The organism is Pseudomonas sp. 43NM1 (genome assembly GCF_002836905.1).
In the GTDB taxonomy this organism is placed as follows: Bacteria; Pseudomonadota; Gammaproteobacteria; order Pseudomonadales; family Pseudomonadaceae; genus Aquipseudomonas; species Aquipseudomonas prosekii.
Genome location: NZ_MKGS01000001.1, coordinates 39851 through 58869 on the forward strand (window position 1 = coordinate 39851; position 19019 = coordinate 58869).

Annotated in this window: 21 protein-coding genes; 15 read left to right on the forward strand and 6 right to left on the reverse strand. The window is 60.3% G+C overall.

Features of this window, described 5'->3' with window-relative positions:
* Window positions 1-4 precede the first annotated feature (4 nt).
* From BI292_RS00200 to BI292_RS00255, 12 genes are all read left to right on the forward strand, one after another.
* Complete coding sequence (locus tag BI292_RS00200; protein WP_092278095.1) at window positions 5-991, forward strand: NAD(P)/FAD-dependent oxidoreductase; 987 nt, start codon at window positions 5-7, stop codon at window positions 989-991.
* A complete protein-coding gene (locus tag BI292_RS00205) occupies window positions 988-1203 on the forward strand; it encodes a TIGR02450 family Trp-rich protein (protein ID WP_092278093.1) in 216 nt (71 codons plus the stop codon). The genes BI292_RS00200 and BI292_RS00205 overlap by 4 nt, the downstream gene beginning before the upstream one ends.
* A 149-nt stretch (window positions 1204-1352) precedes the next feature.
* A complete protein-coding gene (locus tag BI292_RS00210; RefSeq protein WP_101206489.1) occupies window positions 1353-2312 on the forward strand; it encodes a 2-thiouracil desulfurase family protein in 960 nt (319 codons plus the stop codon).
* The gene (locus BI292_RS00215) at window positions 2313-3254 is read left to right on the forward strand and encodes a MerR family transcriptional regulator (protein WP_101206491.1); all 942 of its coding nucleotides are present in this window, start codon (window positions 2313-2315) and stop codon (window positions 3252-3254) included.
* 20 nt (window positions 3255-3274) lie between these two features.
* Window positions 3275-4723 carry a deoxyribodipyrimidine photo-lyase gene (gene phrB / locus BI292_RS00220; protein ID WP_101206636.1) on the forward strand — a complete coding sequence of 483 codons (1449 nt, stop codon included), beginning with the start codon at window positions 3275-3277 and terminating at the stop codon, window positions 4721-4723.
* Window positions 4716-5138: a nuclear transport factor 2 family protein gene (locus BI292_RS00225; RefSeq protein WP_101206492.1), complete on the forward strand. Its 423-nt coding sequence runs from the start codon at window positions 4716-4718 to the stop codon at window positions 5136-5138. Before phrB ends, BI292_RS00225 begins: the two co-directional genes overlap by 8 nt.
* Window positions 5135-5917 (forward strand): SDR family oxidoreductase, encoded by a 783-nt coding sequence (locus BI292_RS00230; protein ID WP_101206494.1) that lies wholly within the window; start codon window positions 5135-5137, stop codon window positions 5915-5917. The genes BI292_RS00225 and BI292_RS00230 overlap by 4 nt, the downstream gene beginning before the upstream one ends.
* The gene (locus BI292_RS00235; protein ID WP_101206495.1) at window positions 5914-7161 is read left to right on the forward strand and encodes an NAD(P)/FAD-dependent oxidoreductase; all 1248 of its coding nucleotides are present in this window, start codon (window positions 5914-5916) and stop codon (window positions 7159-7161) included. Before BI292_RS00230 ends, BI292_RS00235 begins: the two co-directional genes overlap by 4 nt.
* A complete protein-coding gene (locus tag BI292_RS00240; RefSeq protein WP_092278081.1) occupies window positions 7158-7973 on the forward strand; it encodes a DUF1365 domain-containing protein in 816 nt (271 codons plus the stop codon). The genes BI292_RS00235 and BI292_RS00240 overlap by 4 nt, the downstream gene beginning before the upstream one ends.
* Window positions 7960-9231, forward strand: a complete 1272-nt coding sequence (locus BI292_RS00245) for a cyclopropane-fatty-acyl-phospholipid synthase family protein (protein WP_101206497.1) — start codon at window positions 7960-7962, stop codon at window positions 9229-9231. Before BI292_RS00240 ends, BI292_RS00245 begins: the two co-directional genes overlap by 14 nt.
* On the forward strand, window positions 9224-9727 hold the full coding sequence (locus BI292_RS00250; RefSeq protein ID WP_101206498.1) for a DUF2878 domain-containing protein: 504 nt from the start codon (window positions 9224-9226) through the stop codon (window positions 9725-9727). Before BI292_RS00245 ends, BI292_RS00250 begins: the two co-directional genes overlap by 8 nt.
* Before the next feature lie 53 nt (window positions 9728-9780).
* A complete protein-coding gene (locus tag BI292_RS00255; protein WP_092278075.1) occupies window positions 9781-10086 on the forward strand; it encodes a YkgJ family cysteine cluster protein in 306 nt (101 codons plus the stop codon).
* 145 nt (window positions 10087-10231) lie between these two features.
* Here BI292_RS00255 and BI292_RS00260 read toward each other — a convergent pair whose 3' ends face one another.
* The 6 genes from BI292_RS00260 to hemA all read right to left on the reverse strand — a co-directional run bounded on the left by BI292_RS00260 (window position 10232) and on the right by hemA (window position 15601).
* A complete protein-coding gene (locus BI292_RS00260; protein WP_092278073.1) occupies window positions 10232-10750 on the reverse strand; it encodes an acyloxyacyl hydrolase in 519 nt (172 codons plus the stop codon).
* Between the two features lie 121 nt (window positions 10751-10871).
* The gene (gene murI, locus BI292_RS00265) at window positions 10872-11663 is read right to left on the reverse strand and encodes a glutamate racemase (protein WP_101206500.1); all 792 of its coding nucleotides are present in this window, start codon (window positions 11661-11663) and stop codon (window positions 10872-10874) included.
* Window positions 11656-12411, reverse strand: coding sequence for a molybdopterin-synthase adenylyltransferase MoeB (locus tag BI292_RS00270; RefSeq protein ID WP_101206501.1), 756 nt, complete (start codon window positions 12409-12411; stop codon window positions 11656-11658). Before BI292_RS00270 ends, murI begins: the two co-directional genes overlap by 8 nt.
* Entirely contained in the window at window positions 12405-13235 is an 831-nt protein-coding gene (prmC, locus tag BI292_RS00275; RefSeq protein WP_101206503.1) for a peptide chain release factor N(5)-glutamine methyltransferase, read from the reverse strand. The genes BI292_RS00270 and prmC overlap by 7 nt, the downstream gene beginning before the upstream one ends.
* Window positions 13236-14318, reverse strand: coding sequence for a peptide chain release factor 1 (gene prfA, locus BI292_RS00280; protein ID WP_092278065.1), 1083 nt, complete (start codon window positions 14316-14318; stop codon window positions 13236-13238).
* Window positions 14315-15601, reverse strand: coding sequence for a glutamyl-tRNA reductase (gene hemA, locus BI292_RS00285; RefSeq protein ID WP_092278063.1), 1287 nt, complete (start codon window positions 15599-15601; stop codon window positions 14315-14317). Before hemA ends, prfA begins: the two co-directional genes overlap by 4 nt.
* Before the next feature lie 182 nt (window positions 15602-15783).
* On the opposite strand from hemA, the gene BI292_RS00290 reads away from it, so the two are divergent.
* Genes BI292_RS00290 through ispE form a run of 3 tightly spaced genes read left to right on the forward strand, consistent with a single transcriptional unit; the run spans window position 15784 to window position 18984 of the window.
* Window positions 15784-17508, forward strand: a complete 1725-nt coding sequence (locus BI292_RS00290; protein WP_101206504.1) for a tetratricopeptide repeat protein — start codon at window positions 15784-15786, stop codon at window positions 17506-17508.
* Window positions 17509-17512: 4 nt separating this feature from the next.
* Window positions 17513-18130, forward strand: coding sequence for a lipoprotein insertase outer membrane protein LolB (lolB, locus tag BI292_RS00295; protein WP_101206506.1), 618 nt, complete (start codon window positions 17513-17515; stop codon window positions 18128-18130).
* A gap of 2 nt (window positions 18131-18132) precedes the next feature.
* The gene (gene ispE / locus BI292_RS00300) at window positions 18133-18984 is read left to right on the forward strand and encodes a 4-(cytidine 5'-diphospho)-2-C-methyl-D-erythritol kinase (RefSeq protein ID WP_092278057.1); all 852 of its coding nucleotides are present in this window, start codon (window positions 18133-18135) and stop codon (window positions 18982-18984) included.
* The last annotated feature ends 35 nt before the right edge of the window (window positions 18985-19019 follow it).

Genomic DNA, 19019 nt, shown 5'->3' on the forward strand with positions numbered 1-19019 from the left:
CCCTATGACTGTACCTATCGCAATCATCGGCACCGGCATCGCCGGACTCTCCGCCGCCCAGGCCCTGACGCAGGCCGGGCATGTCGTTCAACTATTCGATAAAAGCCGTGGCAGCGGTGGACGCATGTCGAGCAAACGCAGCGATGCCGGCGCTCTGGACATGGGTGCGCAGTATTTCACCGCCCGCGACCGCCGCTTCGTCACCGAAGTACAGCGCTGGCAAGCCAATGGCTGGGTGGCCGAATGGACGCCGCAGCTTTATACCTATCAGGGCGGCCAACTCAATCTGTCGCCGGACGAGCAGACGCGCTGGGTCGGCACGCCACGCATGAGCGCGATCACCCGCGCCCTGCTCGGCGACCTCGAAGTGCAGTTCGCTTGCCGCATCACCGAAGTTTTTCGCGGTGAAGAACACTGGCATTTGCAGGACGCCGAAGGCTTCACTCACGGTCCGTTCAGCCACGTCGTGATCGCCACGCCGGCGCCGCAAGCCACTGCCCTGTTGGCTGCCGCGCCGAAACTCGCCGGCGCCGCTGCCGGGGTGAAAATGGAACCGACCTGGGCGATCGCGCTGGCCTTCGACACGCCGCTGGATACGCCGATGGAAGGCTGCTTTGTGCAGGACAGCCCGCTCGACTGGCTGGCCCGCAACCGCAGCAAACCGGGACGCGACAACACCTTGGACACTTGGGTGTTGCACGCGACCAGCGCCTGGAGCCGGCAACACATCGACCTGTCCAAAGAAGCCGTGATCGAGCAATTGCACGGCGCGTTCGCCGAACTGCTGCACAGCGCCATGCCCGCACCGACGTTCAGCCTCGCCCACCGCTGGCTCTATGCACGCCCTGCCGCCAGCCATGAATGGGGCGTGCTGGCCGATGCCGATCTGGGCTTGTACGTGTGCGGCGACTGGTGTTTGTCCGGTCGCGTCGAAGGTGCCTGGCTCAGCGGCCAGGAAGCCGCCCGCCGTTTGCATGAGCACCTGCAATGAACCGCATTAATCCGGGTAAATTGCTGCTGTCGAAGTGGACAGCAGCCCTGCCGAAAAACCGCGAGAAGCATTTTCTGGTGACCGAGGTTTTCCGCGACGAGGAAGGCACGGTGCTGCAGGTTGAACTGCAAGCGGTGCTGACCCAGCGCAGCGAGCGGCTGGATTGGCAGGTGCTGAAAAACAGCGATAGTTGGTTATTGGGCTGGAAATAGGTCTTCCTGCAGCAGCCGCTCCTACTTAATTCTCAGGCACTTCGCTAAAACTTATACAAACAATTTGACTTGTACAGCTTTGAATCTATGATGAACTACATGTTGTACAGGTCCCATGCTCTGTACAGGTTTAGATTCGAGGTGCTCCGATGTCCAATGCCCCCGCCAAACCGAAAATCGCAATCAGCGCCTGCCTGATGGGAGCCGAGGTGCGTTTCAATGGTGGGCACAAGGAGTCGCGGCTGTGCAGTCGCACCCTCACCGACTATTTCGATTTTGTGCCAGTGTGCCCGGAAGTCGCGATCGGCCTCGGCATCCCGCGCGAGCCAATTCGCCTGGTCGGCGACCCCGATCATCCGCAAGCCGTCGGCACCGTCCACCCCGCGATCAACGTCACCCAACCCCTCGCCGAGTACGGTCAACAAATGGCCGCCGAACTGCACGACATCTGCGGCTACATCTTCATGCAGAAGTCGCCGTCCTGCGGCTTGTTGCGGGTCAAGGTCTACCACGCCAACGGCGCGCCGGTGGACGGTGGCGGGCGCGGCGTGTATGCCCAGGCGTTCTGCGCCGAACATCCGGACCTGCCGGTCGAAGAAGACGGCCGCCTCAACGATCCGGTGCTGCGCGAGAACTTCCTCACCCGCGTATTTGCCTACAGCGACTGGCAGCAACTGCGCCGCGAAGGCCTGACGCGGCGCGCGCTGATTGACTTTCACTCGCGCTACAAATACCTGCTGATGGCGCACAATCCGGTGCAGTACAAAACCCTCGGCAACCTGCTCGGCAACATGGGCCAGACCGATCCGGAAGAACTCGGTCCGCGTTATTTCAGCGAGCTGATGGAGGCCCTGAAAAAATGCGCCACGCGCCGCACGCACACCAATGTCTTGCAGCACATTTTCGGTTACCTGAAACAGGTGATCAGCGCTGAAGACAAACAGGAAGTACTGCACGTTATCGGCCAATATCGCCTCGGCATCGTGCCGTTGGTGGTGCCGCTGACGCTGCTCAAACATTATTTCCGCCAATACCCTGATCCGTACATTGCGCAGCAGGTTTACCTGCAGCCGCACCCGGAAAATCTCAGTCTGCGAAATGCGATTTAAATGAATACGATCCCCGACACCAGCGCCCAGGAAGACCTCGGCGCCGATTTCAAGAAAGCCCTGGACGAAGGCTGGCTGCCGATTCGCGAAGTCGCGCGGCAGACCGGCGTCAACGCCATCACCCTGCGCGCCTGGGAACGGCGTTACGGGCTGATCGTGCCGCAACGCACGCCCAAGGGTCATCGGCTGTTCTCCGCCGAACACGTGCAGCGGATTTTGACCATCCTCACCTGGCTCAACCGTGGCGTTGCCGTCAGCCAGGTCAAGCAACTGCTCGACACCCCGCAAGCCTTTACCGACTCGGTCGAAAACGATTGGCAACTGCTGCGCCAGACCTTGCTGCAAGCCGTCACCGAACTGGCCGAGCGCACCCTCGACGACACCGTCAACCAAGCCATGGCGCTGTACCCGCCACGGACCTTATGCGAACAACTGCTGATGCCATTGCTGAGCGAACTGGAACAGCGCTGGCAAGGCCAGTTCGGCGCGCAGATGGAACGGGTGTTCTTTTACTCGTGGCTGCGGAGCAAGTTCGGCGCGCGGATTTATCACAACAATCGCCAGTTACGCAGTGCCCCGCTACTGCTGATCAACCATTCCGACCTGGCGCTGGAACCGCATCTGTGGCTGACCGCGTGGCTGATCAGCAGCGCCGATTGCCCGGTGGAAGTATTTGACTGGCCATTGCCGGTCGGCGAACTGGCGTTGGCGGTTGAACACCTGCAAGCCCGCGGCGTGTTGCTGTATTCAAGCAAAGCGATGAACCTGGCGCAGTTGCCAAAACTGTTGAATGGCGTCAGTTGCGCAAAAATCATCGTCGGGCCAACGGTGATCATTCACCACGCCGAGCTGTCGGCGAAAACCACTGAAATCGCTGAACTGTTCATCGCCGAAGATCCGTTGGCGGCGCATCAGGAGCTGGTCCAGCGAGGACTTATCTAATGTCGGGCACGGACCATCCCATGCAACTGATCTGGCTGCGCAGCGACTTGCGCCTGCATGACAACACCGCCCTTTCGGCCGCCGCCGCGCGTGGCCCGACCGTCGCGGTGTATCTGCTGAGCCCGCAGCAATGGCAGGAACATGATGACGCGCCGTGCAAAGTCGATTTCTGGCTGCGCAACCTCGGCGAACTGAGCACGGCGCTGGGCCAGTTGAATATTCCGTTGCTGATCCGCAGCGCGGCGCATTGGGACCAGGCACCGAAAGTCCTGCTCGAGCTGTGCGAGGAACTGCAGATCGGCGCGGTGCACGTCAACGAGGAATACGGCATCAACGAGACGCGGCGCGATCAAGCGGTGGCGCACGCGCTGGATGCGGTGGGCGTGACGTTCCACAGTTATCTCGATCAGCTGTTCTTTGCCCCCGGCACCGTGCTGACCAAGACCGGCACCTACTTTCAGGTCTTCAGCCAGTTCCGCAAAGTCTGCTACGAGCGACTGCGCCACTCGCTGCCCGGGATCGTCGCCGCGCCCGGCAAGCAGGCGAAAATGACCATCAGCAGCGACAAAATCCCCGCCAGCGTCGACGGTTTTGCCACGCCGCCAGACAGCTTGCGCGCGCTGTGGCTGGCGGGTGAAGCTGAAGCGCGGCGGCGCCTCGAGACGTTCGCCGATGCGCAAATCGACTATTACCTCAGCGAGCGCGACTTCCCGGCCAAACCCGGCACCAGCCAACTTTCGGCGTATCTGGCCGCCGGGGTGATTTCCCCGCGCCAGTGCCTGCACGCTGCGCTGCAAAGCAATCAGGGCGAATTCGACAGCGGCAAGGTCGGCGCGGTGACTTGGGTCAACGAGCTGCTCTGGCGCGAATTCTACAAACACATTCTGGTCGGCTACCCACGGGTTTCGCGGCACCGCGCCTTTCGCCCGGAAACCGAAGCGCTGGCCTGGCGCGATGCCCCGGAAGAACTCAAGGCGTGGCAAGAAGCGCGCACCGGCCTGCCGATCATCGACGCGGCGATGCGCCAATTGCTCGAAACCGGCTGGATGCATAACCGCCTGCGCATGGTCGTGGCGATGTTCCTGACGAAAAACCTGCTGATCGACTGGCGTGAAGGCGAGCGCTTTTTCATGCGCCACTTGATCGACGGCGACTTGGCGGCGAACAACGGCGGCTGGCAGTGGAGCTCATCCACCGGCACCGATTCGGCGCCGTACTTCCGCATTTTCAACCCGCTGAGCCAATCGGAAAAATTCGACGAGCAGGGTCTGTTCATCAAGCACTGGCTGCCGGAACTGGCCGCGCTGAACAAAAAAGAAGTGCACAACCCGGCGAATGTCGGCGGCTTGTTTGGCGTCGCCGATTACCCGTCGCCGATCGTCAACCTGAGCAATTCGCGCGCCCGGGCACTGGCGGCGTTCAAGAATCTGCCGTCACGCCAAGCGGTTGCCGGAGGTCGCGATGAGTGAGTTCCTCGAACACTTCGCGCGGCAATTCGCCGGGCTGAACAAGGACAATTTGCAGCGCCTCGGCGAGTTGTACAGCGACGACGTGCACTTCACCGATCCGCTGCATGACGTGCACGGGCTCAGCGACCTGCACGCCTATTTCGCCAAGCTCTACGCCAATGTCAGCGAACTGAGTTTCGACTTTCGCGGCTTCGACCACGTCCGCGAGGGCGAAGGTTATCTGCGTTGGGTGATGAGCTACCGCCATCCGCGCCTCGACGGCGGACGGCTGATCACAGTCGACGGCTGCTCGCACTTGCTCTGGCGCGACAAGGTTTATCGGCACCGCGATTATTTCGATGCCGGCGCACTGCTTTATGAACATCTACCTGTATTGGGCCGGGTCATTGCCTGGCTGAAAAGGAGCATGGGATGAACCTCACACCGCCACGGCGTTACTGGTTGACGGGCGCGAGCAGCGGCATTGGCGCCGCTTTGGCCGAAGAAATACTGAGGACCGGCGCGCACCTGGCCGTGAGTTCACGTTCGCTGGCGCCGCTCAATGTCCTCGCCCAGCGTTATCCGGGACAAGTGCTGGTGGTCCCCGGCGACCTGACCAACAGCCAGACCGTGCGCGAAATCGGCGAACAGATTACCGAGGACTGGGGTTCGCTGGACACGGTGATTCTCAACGCCGGGACGTGCGAATACGTCGATGCCAAGCAGTTCGACGCCTCGATCATCGAACACGTGGTGCGCACTAATCTGCTCGCCAGCAGTTATTGCATCGAAGCCGCCCTGCCCTTGTTGCGCGCCGGCACTGCGCCGCATCTGGTCGGCGTCGCCAGTTCGGTGACCTACCTGCCGCTGCCACGCGCCGAAGCGTATGGCGCGTCGAAAGCCGGGCTGCGTTATCTGTTCGAGTCGTTGCGTATCGATCTGGCCGATGAAGGCATTGAAGTCACCGTGGTCAGCCCCGGTTTTGTCGATACGCCGCTGACCGAAAAAAACGATTTCCCGATGCCGCTCAGTTGGCCTGTGGATAAAGCCGCGCGGCACATTTTCAACAAACTGCAGAACCGGCCGCTGGAAATCGCCTTCCCGGCGCTGTTCATGGCTGCGCTGTGGCCACTGTCGAAAATGCCTAACCGGGTAAAACTGGCGATCGGCAAACGCATGGTGCGCAGCAGTCCGCCGATCAAGGATCAACCGTGAACATCGCCATTATCGGTAGCGGCATTTCCGGGCTGACCAGCGCCTATCTGCTCAATCGCCGTCACGACATCACCGTGTTCGAGGCCAGCGACTGGGTCGGCGGGCATACCCACACCGTTGACGTTACGGTTGATGGCCAGACGCACGCGGTGGATACCGGGTTCATCGTGTTCAACGATTGGACGTACCCGAATTTCATCCGCCTGCTTGGGCAGCTCGGTGTCAGGTTCAAACCGACCGAAATGAGCTTTTCGGTCAACGATCCGGACAGCGGCCTGGAGTACAACGGCAACAACCTCAACAGCCTGTTCGCCCAGCGCAGCAATTTGCTGTCGCCGGGGTTCTGGAAGATGTTGCGCGACATCCTGCGCTTCAACAAAGAAGCCTTGCGCGACCTTGAGCAACAACGCATCGCCGCCGACACCACGCTCAATGATTATCTGCAGGCCAATGGTTACAGCGAGCGTTTTATCCTGCATTACATCGTGCCGATGGGCGCGGCTATCTGGTCGATGTCGATGGCCGACATGCTCGGTTTTCCGCTGCAACTGTTCGTGCGGTTTTTCAAGAATCATGGCTTGTTGTCGGTCAACGACCGGCCGCAATGGTGCGTGATCGAGGGCGGTTCCAGCGCCTACATCGCGCCGCTGACGGCTTCTTTCAAAGAGCGGATTCGCCTCAATTGCCCGGTAACCCGCGTTGAGCGCGACCTTGACGGCGTGGTTATCCACAGCGCTGCCGGCAGCGAACGTTTCGACAAAGTGATTTTTGCCTGTCACAGCGATCAGGCGCTGAAGCTGCTGGCCGAACCGAGTTCGGCCGAGCAATCGATCCTCGGCGCCCTGCCCTACGCCGACAACGAAGTGGTGTTGCACACCGACATCGGTCTGCTGCCGAAACGCAAACTCGCCTGGGCCAGTTGGAATTACCGTCTCAATGGCGCCGGCACCACCCACGCCGCCGTCACCTACGACATGAACATCCTGCAAGGCTTGCAGAGCGACACCACGTTCTGCGTCAGCCTCAACCAAAGCGCCGGCATCGACCCGAGCAAGGTCCTCGCCAAATTCACTTACGCCCATCCGCAATACAGCTTGAAAGCCGTGGCGGCGCAGCAGCGCTGGGAAGAATTGGACGGCGCGCAGCACACCTATTACTGCGGCGCGTATTGGGCCAACGGTTTTCATGAAGACGGGGTGGTCAGCGCATTGCGCGTGGCCCGGTCGTTGGGTGAGGTGCTATGAACAGCGCCCTCTACAGCGGCTGGATCGGCCATCGGCGTTTTGCGCCCAGAGCGCATGCGTTCCGTTACCGGATCGGGCTGCTGTACCTGGACCTCGACGAGCAGGATGCGGTGCTCGGGTTGTCGCCGTTTGCCGGTGCCAGCCGGTTCGCGCCGTTCTCGTTTCGAGAGCGTGATTACCTGAAGGCGTTTACCGGCAGCGGCATGCGCCTGATCGATGCGGTGCGCCAACAGGTCGGCGAAGCCATCGGCCATCAGCCGCAAGGCTCGATCTGTTTGCTGACCCAGGCGCGCAGTTGGGGCTTGTCGTTCAACCCGGTGAGTTTTTTCTACTGCCACGAGGCGGACGGGCAACTGGCGGCGATTCTCTGCGAAGTGACCAACACGCCGTGGCGCGAGCGCTATCACTACGTGCTGCCGGCGCAAGCGGCCGAATCGCTGCACGGCCAGCATCAGCACTTTGCGGTGGCCAAGGCGTTTCATGTGTCGCCGTTTCTACCGCGCGATCTCGAATACCGCATGAGCTTCAGCCCCGCTGCACAACGGCTTGGCGTGCACATGGCGGACTGGCAAGGCGAACTGAAGCTGTTCGATGCCACGCTCAACCTGCAACGCGAAGCCCTTGATCGCGCCAGCCTGCACCGTTACCTGCGGCGCTTTCCGTGGATGACCGCGAAAACCGGCTTGGCGATCTATTGGCAGGCGCTGCGACTGTTATTCAAACGAGCTCCGATTTTTGCCCATCAGGCTGCCGATGGCAGCTTTCAAACCGCAACCGTTGCACCACAGGATCGCCATCATGAAATCCTCTAGCGTTTCGGCCAAAGCCAATCTACTCAGCAGCAATGGCTGGTCCGGCTCGCTGCTGCGCCGGGGCGTTCTGCGGCAATTGGCGCACCTCAAACACGGCCAACTGGTGGTGATCGAGGACGGCGAACGGCATGTCTTCGGCACCGCTGGCGACCATCTGCTTGGGGAGATCCAGATTCTCGACTCAGCCGCCTGGGGCATGGTTGCGAGCAACGGTTCGATTGGCGCGGGCGAGGCTTTTATCCACGGTTACTGGACGTCGCCGGACCTGACGGCGGTGGTCCGGGTGTTTGTCAGTAACCTCGAAGTGCTGGATGCGATGGAGGGCGGTCTGGCCAAACTCGGCCGGCCCTTCGTGCAAGGCCTGCATTGGTTCAATCGCAATACGCGCAAGGGCTCGCAGAAAAACATCGCCGCGCATTACGACCTCGGCAATGACCTGTTCGAACAGTTTCTCGACCCGACGATGATGTATTCGGCGGCGCAGTTCCTGCGTCCTGAAGACACCCTGGAACAGGCGCAACTGAACAAACTCGAAAGGATCTGCCAGAAGCTCGATCTGAAACCGGCCGACCATTTGCTGGAGATCGGCACAGGCTGGGGCAGCATGGCGCTTTACGCGGCGCAGCATTACGGTTGTCGGGTAACCACTACCACGCTGTCCAAAGAGCAATACGCCTACACCGCGCAACGCATCGAAACCCTTGGCTTGCAGAAGCAAGTGACCTTGCTGCTCTCGGACTACCGCGACCTCACCGGGCAGTACGACAAACTGGTTTCGATCGAGATGATCGAAGCGGTCGGCCATCGTTTCCTGCCTACCTATTTCAAGCAATGTGCGCAGTTGCTCAAGAGCAACGGTTTGATGCTGTTGCAGGCGATCACCATCCGCGATCAACGCTACGAACAGGCGCGGACCAACGTCGATTTCATCCAGCGCTATATCTTCCCCGGCGGCGCGTTGCCGTGCATGCACAAGATGCTCGAAATCGTCAGCCGCGACACCGACATGAACCTGCTGCACATGGAAGATTTCGGCCTGCACTACGCGCGCACGCTGCGGCTGTGGCACGAGAACTTTCGCCACGCCCACGGGCGTTTGACCGAATTGGGCTACGACGATTATTTCCTGCGTTTGTGGGAGTTTTACCTGTGCTACTGCGAAGGTGGTTTCCTCGAACGCACCATCGGCACCGCGCAGTTGTTGCTGGCAAAACCGGCGGCAATCACCGCGCCATTGCTGGGGCGTTTTGATGCTTGAACGCTTGGTCAATGCGGCGCTGTTTCAGCTCGGCTGGTTCGCCTGCGTGCTCGGCGGCGACAGCCTGTGGTTATGGGTGGCAGTGGCGGCGCTGGTGATTCACCTGCTGTGGATAAGTCGCTGGGTCGACGAAGGCCGGTTGATTCTGAGCGTGGTGCTGCTCGGGACCACGGTCGACAGTTCGTTGCGTTGGCTGGGCGTGTTCGAGTTCACCGACGTCGCGCCGCTGATTCCGCTGTGGCTGATGTTGCTCTGGGCGCTGCTGGCGACGACGTTGCGCCATTGCCTGCAATGGAGCGCCAAGCCGTGGTGGCTGGCCAGCCTGCTCGGCGCCATCGGCGGGCCGCTGTCGTATTACGCCGGCAGCCAATTGGCCGGCGTGCAGTTTCCCTACGGCCAAGTCGTGACGTTACTGGGGCTCGGGGTGCTGTGGGCACTGCTGTTTCCGGCGCTGCATTTCATGGCGCAACGCCTGGCGGCAGACGCTCACGACTGAGCGTCCGTCAGGCCTTTCACACAGCCGCGGCGCACTGCCTTACACTGCGCGCCATGAAAACCATCCCACACACGCAAATCGCCGAACCGGCGATCACTTGCTCGACCTGCTCAGCCTGCTGCTGTCAGCTCGAAGTCATGCTGATCACCGAAACAGGCGTGCCCGAACGGTTTATCGATGTCGATGATTGGGGCGGCGAAGTGATGTTGCGTCTGGACGACGGCTGGTGTGCAGCGCTGGATCGCAACACGATGATGTGCACGATTTACGAAAAGCGTCCGCTGATTTGCCGGGAGTTCGAGACGGGCTCACCGGAATGCATTGAAGAGCGGCAGGGGATTGTGTCGGTTTATCGTTGATTAACGCGCAGCCCGCTTAGAAGTGAGGCTGTGGGAGCGAGGCTGTGGGAGCAAGGCTTGCCCGCGAAAGCGATCAATCAGTCAACATCTCTGTTGAATTTGAGACAGCTATCGCGGGCAAGCCATGCTCCCACGGCTTTTGACCTTACAGCGGCATCGTGTAGTGCAGCGCGTAGCTTTCTACACCATCGTTGTCGCTGCTGATCCCGGCGTTGGAATAATGCGTCGCGCGAATCCCGACTTCATGTCCACCGGCGAAGCGCAGGCCGAAACCGATGCGGTCTTCAAACTGAAAAGACTGGCCGATGTTGTTGTCTTCCATTTGCGTGTTGGAAAACAACGCAACACCGATGCCTGCCTCGACATACGGCTTGACGTTTTGACCGGCGAATTCGTAAACGAATACCGGCGAGAACGACAGGCTGGAAGTGCCCGAGGTCTTGTCGCCATCCCAGTAGGTGTAAGCGCCGCTCCAGTAACCGGTGACGCGACCGACGTCGCTCTGCAACCAGCTCTGATCCCAATCAAATTGCATGCCCAGCCGGTAAGTCATGGTTGAGTCGCTGGTAGCGCCCACCCCGAACTCAACACCTGCCGCCTGTGCAGTCAAACTTTGCCCCATAAGTGCGGCCGCAATCGCAGCCAAGCAGAACAGTCGTTTCATTTAGAAACATCCTTTCCCATAACAATTTCGTGTGGATTTTTTTTACAGCTCAACAGACAAGCTATAGAAGCCGTCGGTTACTCAGAAGTTCAGCCCTTTTTAGGCTTTTTTCACATTTTTTTTACAAATCGAAGCTTCGCACATTTCCGGCGTTATTCCAGAGGATTGGCAAGATATTTCTGAAATGTTCTGAATCAGAGCTGGTCCAGAACTGCGCCGTGCGCGATGGGCCCGCGGCGAGCAGGTTTTTTTCGGCCAGAAGCCGCTGCAATTGCCGCGCGACGGCGGCGCCGGTGTCGATCAGGCTGATATCGTCCGCGATCATCTGCTTGAGCAATGGCTTGAGGAAGGGGTAATGCGTGCAGCCGAGAATGATCGTGTCACAACCGGCCGCCAGCAATGGCTCGACATAGCCTTGCAACAACTGGCGCAACGCCGGGCTGTGCAGATCGCCATTCTCGATCAGCTCGACCAGGCCCGGACACGGCTGGGTGATGACCCGCACATCGGTGGCAAAACGGTCGAGCAACGCGGCGAACTTGGCGCTCTGCAAGGTGCCGGTGGTGGCCAACACGCCGACCACACCACTGCGCGTGGCCGCCGCTGCCGGTTTCACCGCCGGTTCCATGCCCACGATTGGCCATTGCGGATAATCGCGGCGCAAATCGGCAACGCCAGCGACGGTCGCTGTGTTGCAGGCGACCACCAGGGCCTTGGCGCCCTGCTGCTGAAGAAAACCGGCGATGGCGCTGCAACGTTGCTGGATGAATTGCGGGGTTTTCTCGCCGTAGGGAATGTTGCCGCAATCAGCGACGTACAGCAGCGACTCGTTCGGCAGCAGGCGCTGGATCTCGGCCAGCACCGAGAGCCCACCGACGCCGGAATCGAACACGCCAACCGGCGCTTCACGCATGTTTGGGCCCACAGACGCTGCAACCCGGATCACGCTTGACCCGCAGCTCGCGAAAACGCGTGCCCAAAGCATCGATCAGCAACAAGCGCCCCACCAGCGGCTCGCCGAAACCGGCCAGCAACTTCAGCGCTTCGAGCGCTTGCAGGCTGCCGACCAGGCCGACCAACGGGCCGATGACCCCGGCTTCGCTGCAGGTCAGTTCGGCTTCGCTGCCGTGCCCGTATAAACAGTGGTAACACGGGCTCTCGGCGCGGCGCGGGTCGAATACCGACAACTGCCCTTCGAGGCGAATCGCCGCGCCGCTGACCAGCGGTTTGCCGGCAGCGACACACGCGGCGTTGACCGCCTCGCGGGTGGAGAAATTGTCCGAGCAGTCGAGCACCAGATCCACGGCGGCAATGGCGGCGGCCAGCGAGTCTTCGTCGAGCGCCGCACGATGGGCGATCAATTGAATCTGCGGATTGATCGCGCTCAAGCGGCGGATCGCCGAATCAACCTTGCTTACGCCGACGCTGTCGGTGTCGTGGATGATCTGGCGTTGCAGGTTGGTCAGATCGACTGTGTCGAAGTCCGCCAAGTGCAACTCGCCAACCCCGGCAGCCGCGAGGTACAGCGCCACCGGCGAACCGAGTCCGCCGAGGCCGACGATCAATACACGGCTTTGCTTGAGCCGCAATTGGCCCTCGATGTCGACGTGTTGCAACAGAATCTGGCGGCTGTAGCGCAGCAATTCCTGATCATTCAGCACGGCAGGCGTCCCAGGCTGATTCGTTGGTGGCCGCCCAGATCGCTGCGGCTGTGGACTTCTGCAAAACCTCGGCTCAGCAGCAGATCACGCACCGCTTCGGCTTGATCGTAACCGTGTTCGAGCATCAACCAGCCGCCCGCTTCGAGGTAATCCGGCGCCTGGGCGACGATCAGCCGCAGATCGTCGAGCCCGTCGACACCGGCGACCAACGCACTGGCAGGTTCGAAACGCACGTCACCCTCGACCAGATGCGGGTCGGCGGCAGCGATGTAGGGCGGGTTGCTGATGATCAATTCAAACCGTTGACCGTCCAGCGCGCTGAACCAGTGACTGCTCAGCACCGTGGCGTTTTTCAGGTGCAGGCGCTGACGGTTGCGTTCGGCCAGCGCCACGGCTTCGATCACCCGATCGACTGCGGTGACTTTCCACGCTGGACGCTCGCTGGCCAGCGCCAAGGCAATCGCGCCGCTGCCGGTGCCGAGGTCGAGAACCCTGGCTGGCGTCGCGGGCAATAATTCCAGCGCTGTTTCAACCAGCAGTTCGGTGTCGGGACGCGGGATCAGCGTGTGCGGCGCGACTTCCAGATCAAGTTTCCAGAAACCTTGCTGGCCGAGAATATAGGCCACCGGCTCACCGCCACGTCGGCGTTGCAGATAACTGGCGAACGTCAGCGCCGCTTCACTCGGCACGATGCGCTCGGGCCAGGTGTGCAGAAAACTGCGGTTCTTGCCCAACGCGGCGGCCAGCAACAGCTCGGCATCGAGGCGCGCCGACGGCGAGTCGGGCAGATCGGCAGCCCGCAACAAACTGGCAATGATCGTCATTTATTCACCTATCGCCGCCAATTGGTCAGCCTGGAACTCGGCCAACAACGGCTCGATCACCGCTTCCACGCCACCGGCAAGAATTTCATCGAGCGAATACAGCGTCAGGTTGACCCGGTGGTCGGTGACCCGGCCCTGGGCAAAGTTGTAGGTGCGGATGCGCTCGGAGCGATCACCCGAACCGACCAGCAACTTGCGTTCGCTGGCGATGGCGTTCGCGGCGGCGCTGGTCTGCTGGTCATTGAGTTTGGCCGACAACCAGGCCATCGCCCGGGCGCGGTTCTTGTGCTGCGAACGCTCTTCCTGACACTCGACGACGATGCCGGACGGCAAGTGCGTGATGCGGATCGCCGAGTCGGTCTTGTTGACGTGCTGGCCGCCGGCGCCGGACGACTTGTAGGTGTCGATGCGCAAGTCGGACGGGTTGATCTCGATGGCTTCCTGCTCATCCGGCTCGGGCAACACGGCGACGGTGCACGCGGAGGTGTGGATGCGTCCCTGGGATTCAGTCGCCGGAACCCGCTGCACGCGGTGCACGCCGGATTCGAACTTGAGCTTGGCGTAGACATTCTCGCCTTCAACGCGGGCGATGACTTCCTTGAAGCCTCCGTGCTCGCCGATGTTTTCCGAAAGGATTTCCACGCGCCAGCCACGTCGCTCAGCGTAACGCGAATACATCCGAAACAAGTCGCCGGAAAAGATCGCCGCCTCGTCGCCGCCGGTGCCGGCACGGATTTCGAGGAAGACGTTGCGCCCGTCGTTCGGATCCTTGGGCAGCAGCATGCGTTGCAGCTGCGCTTCGAGTTCGATCAGTTGCTCTTTGGCTTCGCGCACTTCTTCCACGGCCATTTCGCGCATGTCCGGGTCGCTGTCCTTGAGCAGTGCCTGCGCACCTTCGAGGTCGCCTTGCACTTTGAGCAACTGTTTATAGGTTTCGACAATCGGCTCGACCTCCGCGTATTCCTTGGAATAAGCGCGGAATTTGCTCTGATCGGAAATGACTTCGCTATCGCCAAGCAGAGCGGTCAATTCCTCGAAACGGTCCTGGAGGATGTCCAGCTTATTGAGCAGTGACGCTTTCATTGCAGTTTTTTATCCGAGCTATCCGACGAGCCCTCACCGAGGGCAAAGAGTTCCTGGGCCATGGCCAACGCATCGAGGCGGCCTTCGGCAGTCAACTTTTTCAACTGTACGCTAGGTGCGTGCAGCAATTTGTTGGTCAAGCCACGCGCCAGTTGCACCAGCACGTCTTCGGCGCTGCTGCCGTTGGCCAGCATACGCTGGGCCTTTTGCAATTCTTCGTCGCGCAGGCGTTCGCTTTGTTGACGATAGGCCTTGAGCACATCGACCGCCGCCAGTTCGCGCAGGCGCACCATGAAGTCGTCGGCGCCAATCGAAACCATTTCTTCGGCCGCTTGCGCAGCGCCCTGGCGACTCTTGAGGTTTTCCGCGACCACTTCGTGCAGATCGTCGACGCTGTACAGGTACACGTCGTCGAGCTCGCCGACTTCCGGCTCGATGTCGCGCGGCACGGCGATGTCGACCATGAAGATCGGCTTGTGCTTGCGCAGTTTCAGCGCACTTTCCACCGCGCCTTTACCGAGGATCGGCAACTGGCTGGCGGTGGAACTGATGACGATGTCGCTGCGCACCAGTTCGGCGGGAATGTCGGAGAGCAATACGGCGTGGGCGCCGAACTGTTCGGCGAGAATGCTCGCGCGTTCGAGGGTGCGGTTGGCGACTACGATGCGTTTTACGCCCAACTCGTGCAGATGGCGGGCGACCAGGGTGATGGTTTCGCCGGCGCCGATCAGCAGCGCCTGGCTGCGTTGCAAGTCGCTGAAAATCTGTTTCGCCAGGCTGACGGCGGCAAACGCCACGGACACCGGGTTTTCGCCGATGGCGGTGTCGGTGCGCACTTGTTTGGCGGCATTGAAGGTTGCCTGGAACAGTCGGCCGAGCAGCGGGCCGATGGTCCCGGCCTCGCGCGCCACGGCGTAGGCCGATTTCATCTGGCCGAGAATCTGCGGTTCGCCCAACACCAGCGAATCGAGCCCGGAGGCGACCCGCATCATGTGACGAACTGCCGCATCATCTTCGTGCACATAAGCGCTGGCACGCAGCTCATCGAGGCTCAAATGATGATAATCGGCCAGCCAGCGCAGGATAATGTCCGCCGAAAGGTGGTCCTGTTCTATGTACAGCTCACTGCGATTGCAGGTGGAAAGGATCGCAGCTTCGCGGCTGTCGGTCAGTCGGCAGAGCTGCTGCAACGCCTCCACCAGTTGCTCAGGGGTAAAGGCCACGCGCTCGCGGACGTCTACTGAAGCAGTCTTGTGGTTGATACCGAGTGCAAGGAAGGCCATTCAAGGTCGCTGATGGTGACGTGAAGCCGGCAATTGTCCTACTTCGACACAGCCAGAACAACTACCGCTGACTATTGTCCCAATGTCTTGCCTCTATAAAGGCATCAATTGAGACTCGGTTATGTTTGGCCGAAGGCTTGTGTCATGATGCTCCGACCGCAGGTTAGTCGTCCTTCTCTTATATGAATAGATCTTCCGCGTTGCTCCTTGCCCTTGTGTTCCTCAGCGGCTGCCAGGCCATGGCACCCGTTTCGTCGGACGGTACGCCGCCGGTCGAAGACAGCACTCCGGCCCCTGAAAAGCCCAAGGTTTACGGTTCCTTCAGTGAAGAAACCGTGTTCAGCCTGTTGAGCGCCGAACTGGCTGGCCAGCGCAATCGTTTCGACATTGCGCTGGACAACTACGTGACCCAGGCCATCAACACGCAGGATCCGGGCATTTCCGAGCGGGCCTTCCGGATCGCCGAGTACCTGGGCGCCGATCAGGCCGCTCTGGATACCGCACTGATCTGGGCCAAAAACGCCCCGGACGACCTCGAAGCGCAACGCGCCGCCGCCGTGCAACTGGCGCGTGCCGGGCGTTATGACGACTCCATGGTGTATATGGAGAAAGTCCTGCTGGGCAAGGGCGACACCCATTTCGACTTCCTCGCTTTGTCCGCGGCCGATACCGACCAGGACACGCGCAACGGCTTGATGAAAAGTTTTGACCGTTTGTTGCAGCGTCATCCGAAGAACAGCCAGCTGATTTTCGGCAAGGCTTTGCTCATGCAACAGGACGGCGACGCCAAAGGCGCGCTGGCCCTGCTCGAAGACAACCCGCCGGACGACGGCGAAATTGCCCCGATCCTGCTGCGTGCGCGTTTGCTGCAAACGCTCAATCGTGGCGACGAAGCACTGCCGCTGCTGCAAAAAAGCATCAAGAAGTACCCGGACGACAAACGCCTGCGCCTGACTTACGCGCGCATGCTGGTCGAGCAGGACCGCATGGACGACGCCAAAGTCGAGTTCTCCAGCCTGGTTCAGCAATACCCGGAAGACGACGAGTTGCGTTATTCACTGGCGCTGGTGTGCCTGGAAGCCAAGGCCTGGGAAGAGGCCAAAGGCTACCTCGAAGATTTGATCGCTCGCGAAAGCCACGTCGATTCGGCGCATTTGAACCTCGGCCGTATCGCTGAAGAGCGCAACGACCCACAAGGCGCACTGAGCGAGTACGCCCAGGTCGGCCCCGGCAACGATTATCTGCCGGCGCAATTGCGTCAGGCCGATATCCTGATGAACAACGGCAAGACCGCCGAAGCGCAGAAAAAACTCGCCACCGAACGCGATGAGCAGCCCGATTACGCCATTCAGCTGTACCTGATCGAAGCCGAAACCCTGTCCGCCAACAAACAGGGCGACCGCGCCTGGGGCGTGTTGCAGAAAGCCTTGCAGCAATACCCGGACGATCTGAATCTGCTGTACACCCGCGCGATGCTTGCGGAAAAACGCAATGATCTCGGGCAAATGGAAAAAGACCTGCGCCTGATCATCAAGCGCGATCCGGACAATGCCATGGCGCTGAACGCCCTCGGCTACACCTTGTCCGACCGCACTACCCGTTACGAAGAAGCCAAAGTGCTGATCGAACAGGCGCACCAGATCAATCCGGAAGACCCGGCGGTCCTCGACAGTCTTGGCTGGGTGAATTTCCGCCTCGGCAATCTCGACGAAGCCGAACGTTTGCTGCGCCAGGCGCTGGAGCGCTTCCCCGATCAGGAAGTCGCTGCTCACCTCGGCGAAGTCCTGTGGGCCAACGGCAAACAACGCGAAGCCAAACAGATCTGGGGCAAGTTCCTCAAGGATCAACCCGACAGCCCTACCCTGCGCGGCACCATCAAGCGCCTGACCGGATCAGAGACTCTTTAAGATTATGTTTTTGCGCCACGTTATTGTTTTCAGTTTTATTGCCCTGCTCGCCGGTTGCGCGGGTTTCGGCGCTCGTGAATCCGTCCAGGGCCACGGCAACCCGGCCCAATGGAACGTCTACAAACAGCAGATGACCAGCCTCGACGGCTGGCAAATCAACGGCAAGATCGGCATTCGCGCACCGAAGGATTCGGGCAGCGGCACGTTGTTCTGGCTGCAGCGTCAGGATTACTACGACATTCGTCTGTCCGGCCCACTGGGTCGCGGCGCCGCTCGCCTGACCGGTCGCCCGGGCAAGGTATCGCTGGAAGTCGCCAATCAGGGTCGCTACGAAGCGCCGACCCCGGAAGCCTTGCTCGAAGAGCAACTGGGCTGGAAATTGCCGGTGTCCAACCTGGCCTGGTGGGTTCGCGGGCTCCCGGCGCCGGACAGCAAAAGCCGCCTGACGCTGGACACTGACAGCCGCCTGGCCAACCTCGAACAGGATGGCTGGAAAGTCGAATACCTCAGTTACGCCGAGCAAAACGGCTATTGGTTGCCCGAGCGGATCAAACTGCACGGCACCGACCTTGATGTCACGCTGGTGATCAAGGAATGGCAACCACGCAAACTGGGGCAGTGAACATGACTGCTGCGCGTTTGACCTTGCCCTCCCCGGCCAAACTCAACTTGATGCTGCACATTCTCGGGCGCCGTGAAGACGGTTATCACGAGTTGCAGACGATTTTTCAGTTTCTCGATTACGGCGATGAAATCACTTTCGCCGTGCGCGATGACGGCGTGATCCGTTTGCACACCGAATTCGACGGCGTTCCTCACGACAGCAACCTGATCGTGCGCGCCGCGAAACAACTTCAGGCGCAGTCCGCTTGTACGCTCGGCATCGACATCTGGATCGACAAAGTCTTGCCGATGGGTGGCGGGATCGGCGGCGGCAGTTCCAACGCGGCGACCACTTTGCTCGGGCTTAATCACCTGTGGCAACTGGGCTGGGATGAAGATCGCCTGGCCACGCTGGGTTTGACCCTGGGCGCCGACGTGCCGGTTTTCGTCCGTGGGCACGCGGCTTTCGCCGAGGGCGTCGGCGAGAAACTCACCCCCGTAGAGCCCGAAGAACCGTGGTATCTCGTGCTGGTGCCGCAAGTATCTGTAAGTACAGCAGAAATTTTTTCCGATCCGTTGTTGACACGTAACTCTTCTGCCATTAAAGTGCGCCCCGTTCCCAAGGGAAACAGTCGAAATGACTGCTTGCCGGTAGTAGCAAGGCGTTATCCAGAGGTACGTAACGCATTGAATTTGTTAGGTAAATTTACCGAAGCAAAACTTACCGGAACTGGAAGTTGTGTGTTTGGGGGCTTCCCAAGCAAAGCTGAAGCTGATAAAGTCTCGGCCCTTCTGACAGAGACCCTTACAGGGTTTGTAGCAAAGGGAAGCAACATTTCGATGTTGCATCGCAAGCTTCAAAGTCTGCTCTAAAAGAACCGATTACTGGGTAATCGTTGCAACAGATA

What these genes read in the sequence shown, in the direction of transcription:
- prmC (WP_101206503.1), bottom strand. Translation starts at nt 13,235, where the DNA reads ATGACGATCATTGCCAGTTTGTTGCGGGCTGCCGATCTGCCCGACTCG.
- BI292_RS00245 (WP_101206497.1), top strand. Translation starts at nt 7,960, where the DNA reads ATGAAATCCTCTAGCGTTTCGGCCAAAGCCAATCTACTCAGCAGCAAT.
- BI292_RS00240 (WP_092278081.1), top strand. Translation starts at nt 7,158, where the DNA reads ATGAACAGCGCCCTCTACAGCGGCTGGATCGGCCATCGGCGTTTTGCG.
- BI292_RS00205 (WP_092278093.1), top strand. Translation starts at nt 988, where the DNA reads ATGAACCGCATTAATCCGGGTAAATTGCTGCTGTCGAAGTGGACAGCA.
- BI292_RS00250 (WP_101206498.1), top strand. Translation starts at nt 9,224, where the DNA reads ATGCTTGAACGCTTGGTCAATGCGGCGCTGTTTCAGCTCGGCTGGTTC.
- ispE (WP_092278057.1), top strand. Translation starts at nt 18,133, where the DNA reads ATGACTGCTGCGCGTTTGACCTTGCCCTCCCCGGCCAAACTCAACTTG.
- BI292_RS00230 (WP_101206494.1), top strand. Translation starts at nt 5,135, where the DNA reads ATGAACCTCACACCGCCACGGCGTTACTGGTTGACGGGCGCGAGCAGC.
- phrB (WP_101206636.1), top strand. Translation starts at nt 3,275, where the DNA reads ATGCAACTGATCTGGCTGCGCAGCGACTTGCGCCTGCATGACAACACC.
- BI292_RS00210 (WP_101206489.1), top strand. Translation starts at nt 1,353, where the DNA reads ATGTCCAATGCCCCCGCCAAACCGAAAATCGCAATCAGCGCCTGCCTG.
- prfA (WP_092278065.1), bottom strand. Translation starts at nt 14,318, where the DNA reads ATGAAAGCGTCACTGCTCAATAAGCTGGACATCCTCCAGGACCGTTTC.
- murI (WP_101206500.1), bottom strand. Translation starts at nt 11,663, where the DNA reads ATGCGTGAAGCGCCGGTTGGCGTGTTCGATTCCGGCGTCGGTGGGCTC.
- BI292_RS00255 (WP_092278075.1), top strand. Translation starts at nt 9,781, where the DNA reads ATGAAAACCATCCCACACACGCAAATCGCCGAACCGGCGATCACTTGC.
- BI292_RS00215 (WP_101206491.1), top strand. Translation starts at nt 2,313, where the DNA reads ATGAATACGATCCCCGACACCAGCGCCCAGGAAGACCTCGGCGCCGAT.
- BI292_RS00225 (WP_101206492.1), top strand. Translation starts at nt 4,716, where the DNA reads ATGAGTGAGTTCCTCGAACACTTCGCGCGGCAATTCGCCGGGCTGAAC.
- BI292_RS00200 (WP_092278095.1), top strand. Translation starts at nt 5, where the DNA reads ATGACTGTACCTATCGCAATCATCGGCACCGGCATCGCCGGACTCTCC.
- BI292_RS00260 (WP_092278073.1), bottom strand. Translation starts at nt 10,750, where the DNA reads ATGAAACGACTGTTCTGCTTGGCTGCGATTGCGGCCGCACTTATGGGG.
- lolB (WP_101206506.1), top strand. Translation starts at nt 17,513, where the DNA reads ATGTTTTTGCGCCACGTTATTGTTTTCAGTTTTATTGCCCTGCTCGCC.
- BI292_RS00290 (WP_101206504.1), top strand. Translation starts at nt 15,784, where the DNA reads ATGAATAGATCTTCCGCGTTGCTCCTTGCCCTTGTGTTCCTCAGCGGC.
- hemA (WP_092278063.1), bottom strand. Translation starts at nt 15,601, where the DNA reads ATGGCCTTCCTTGCACTCGGTATCAACCACAAGACTGCTTCAGTAGAC.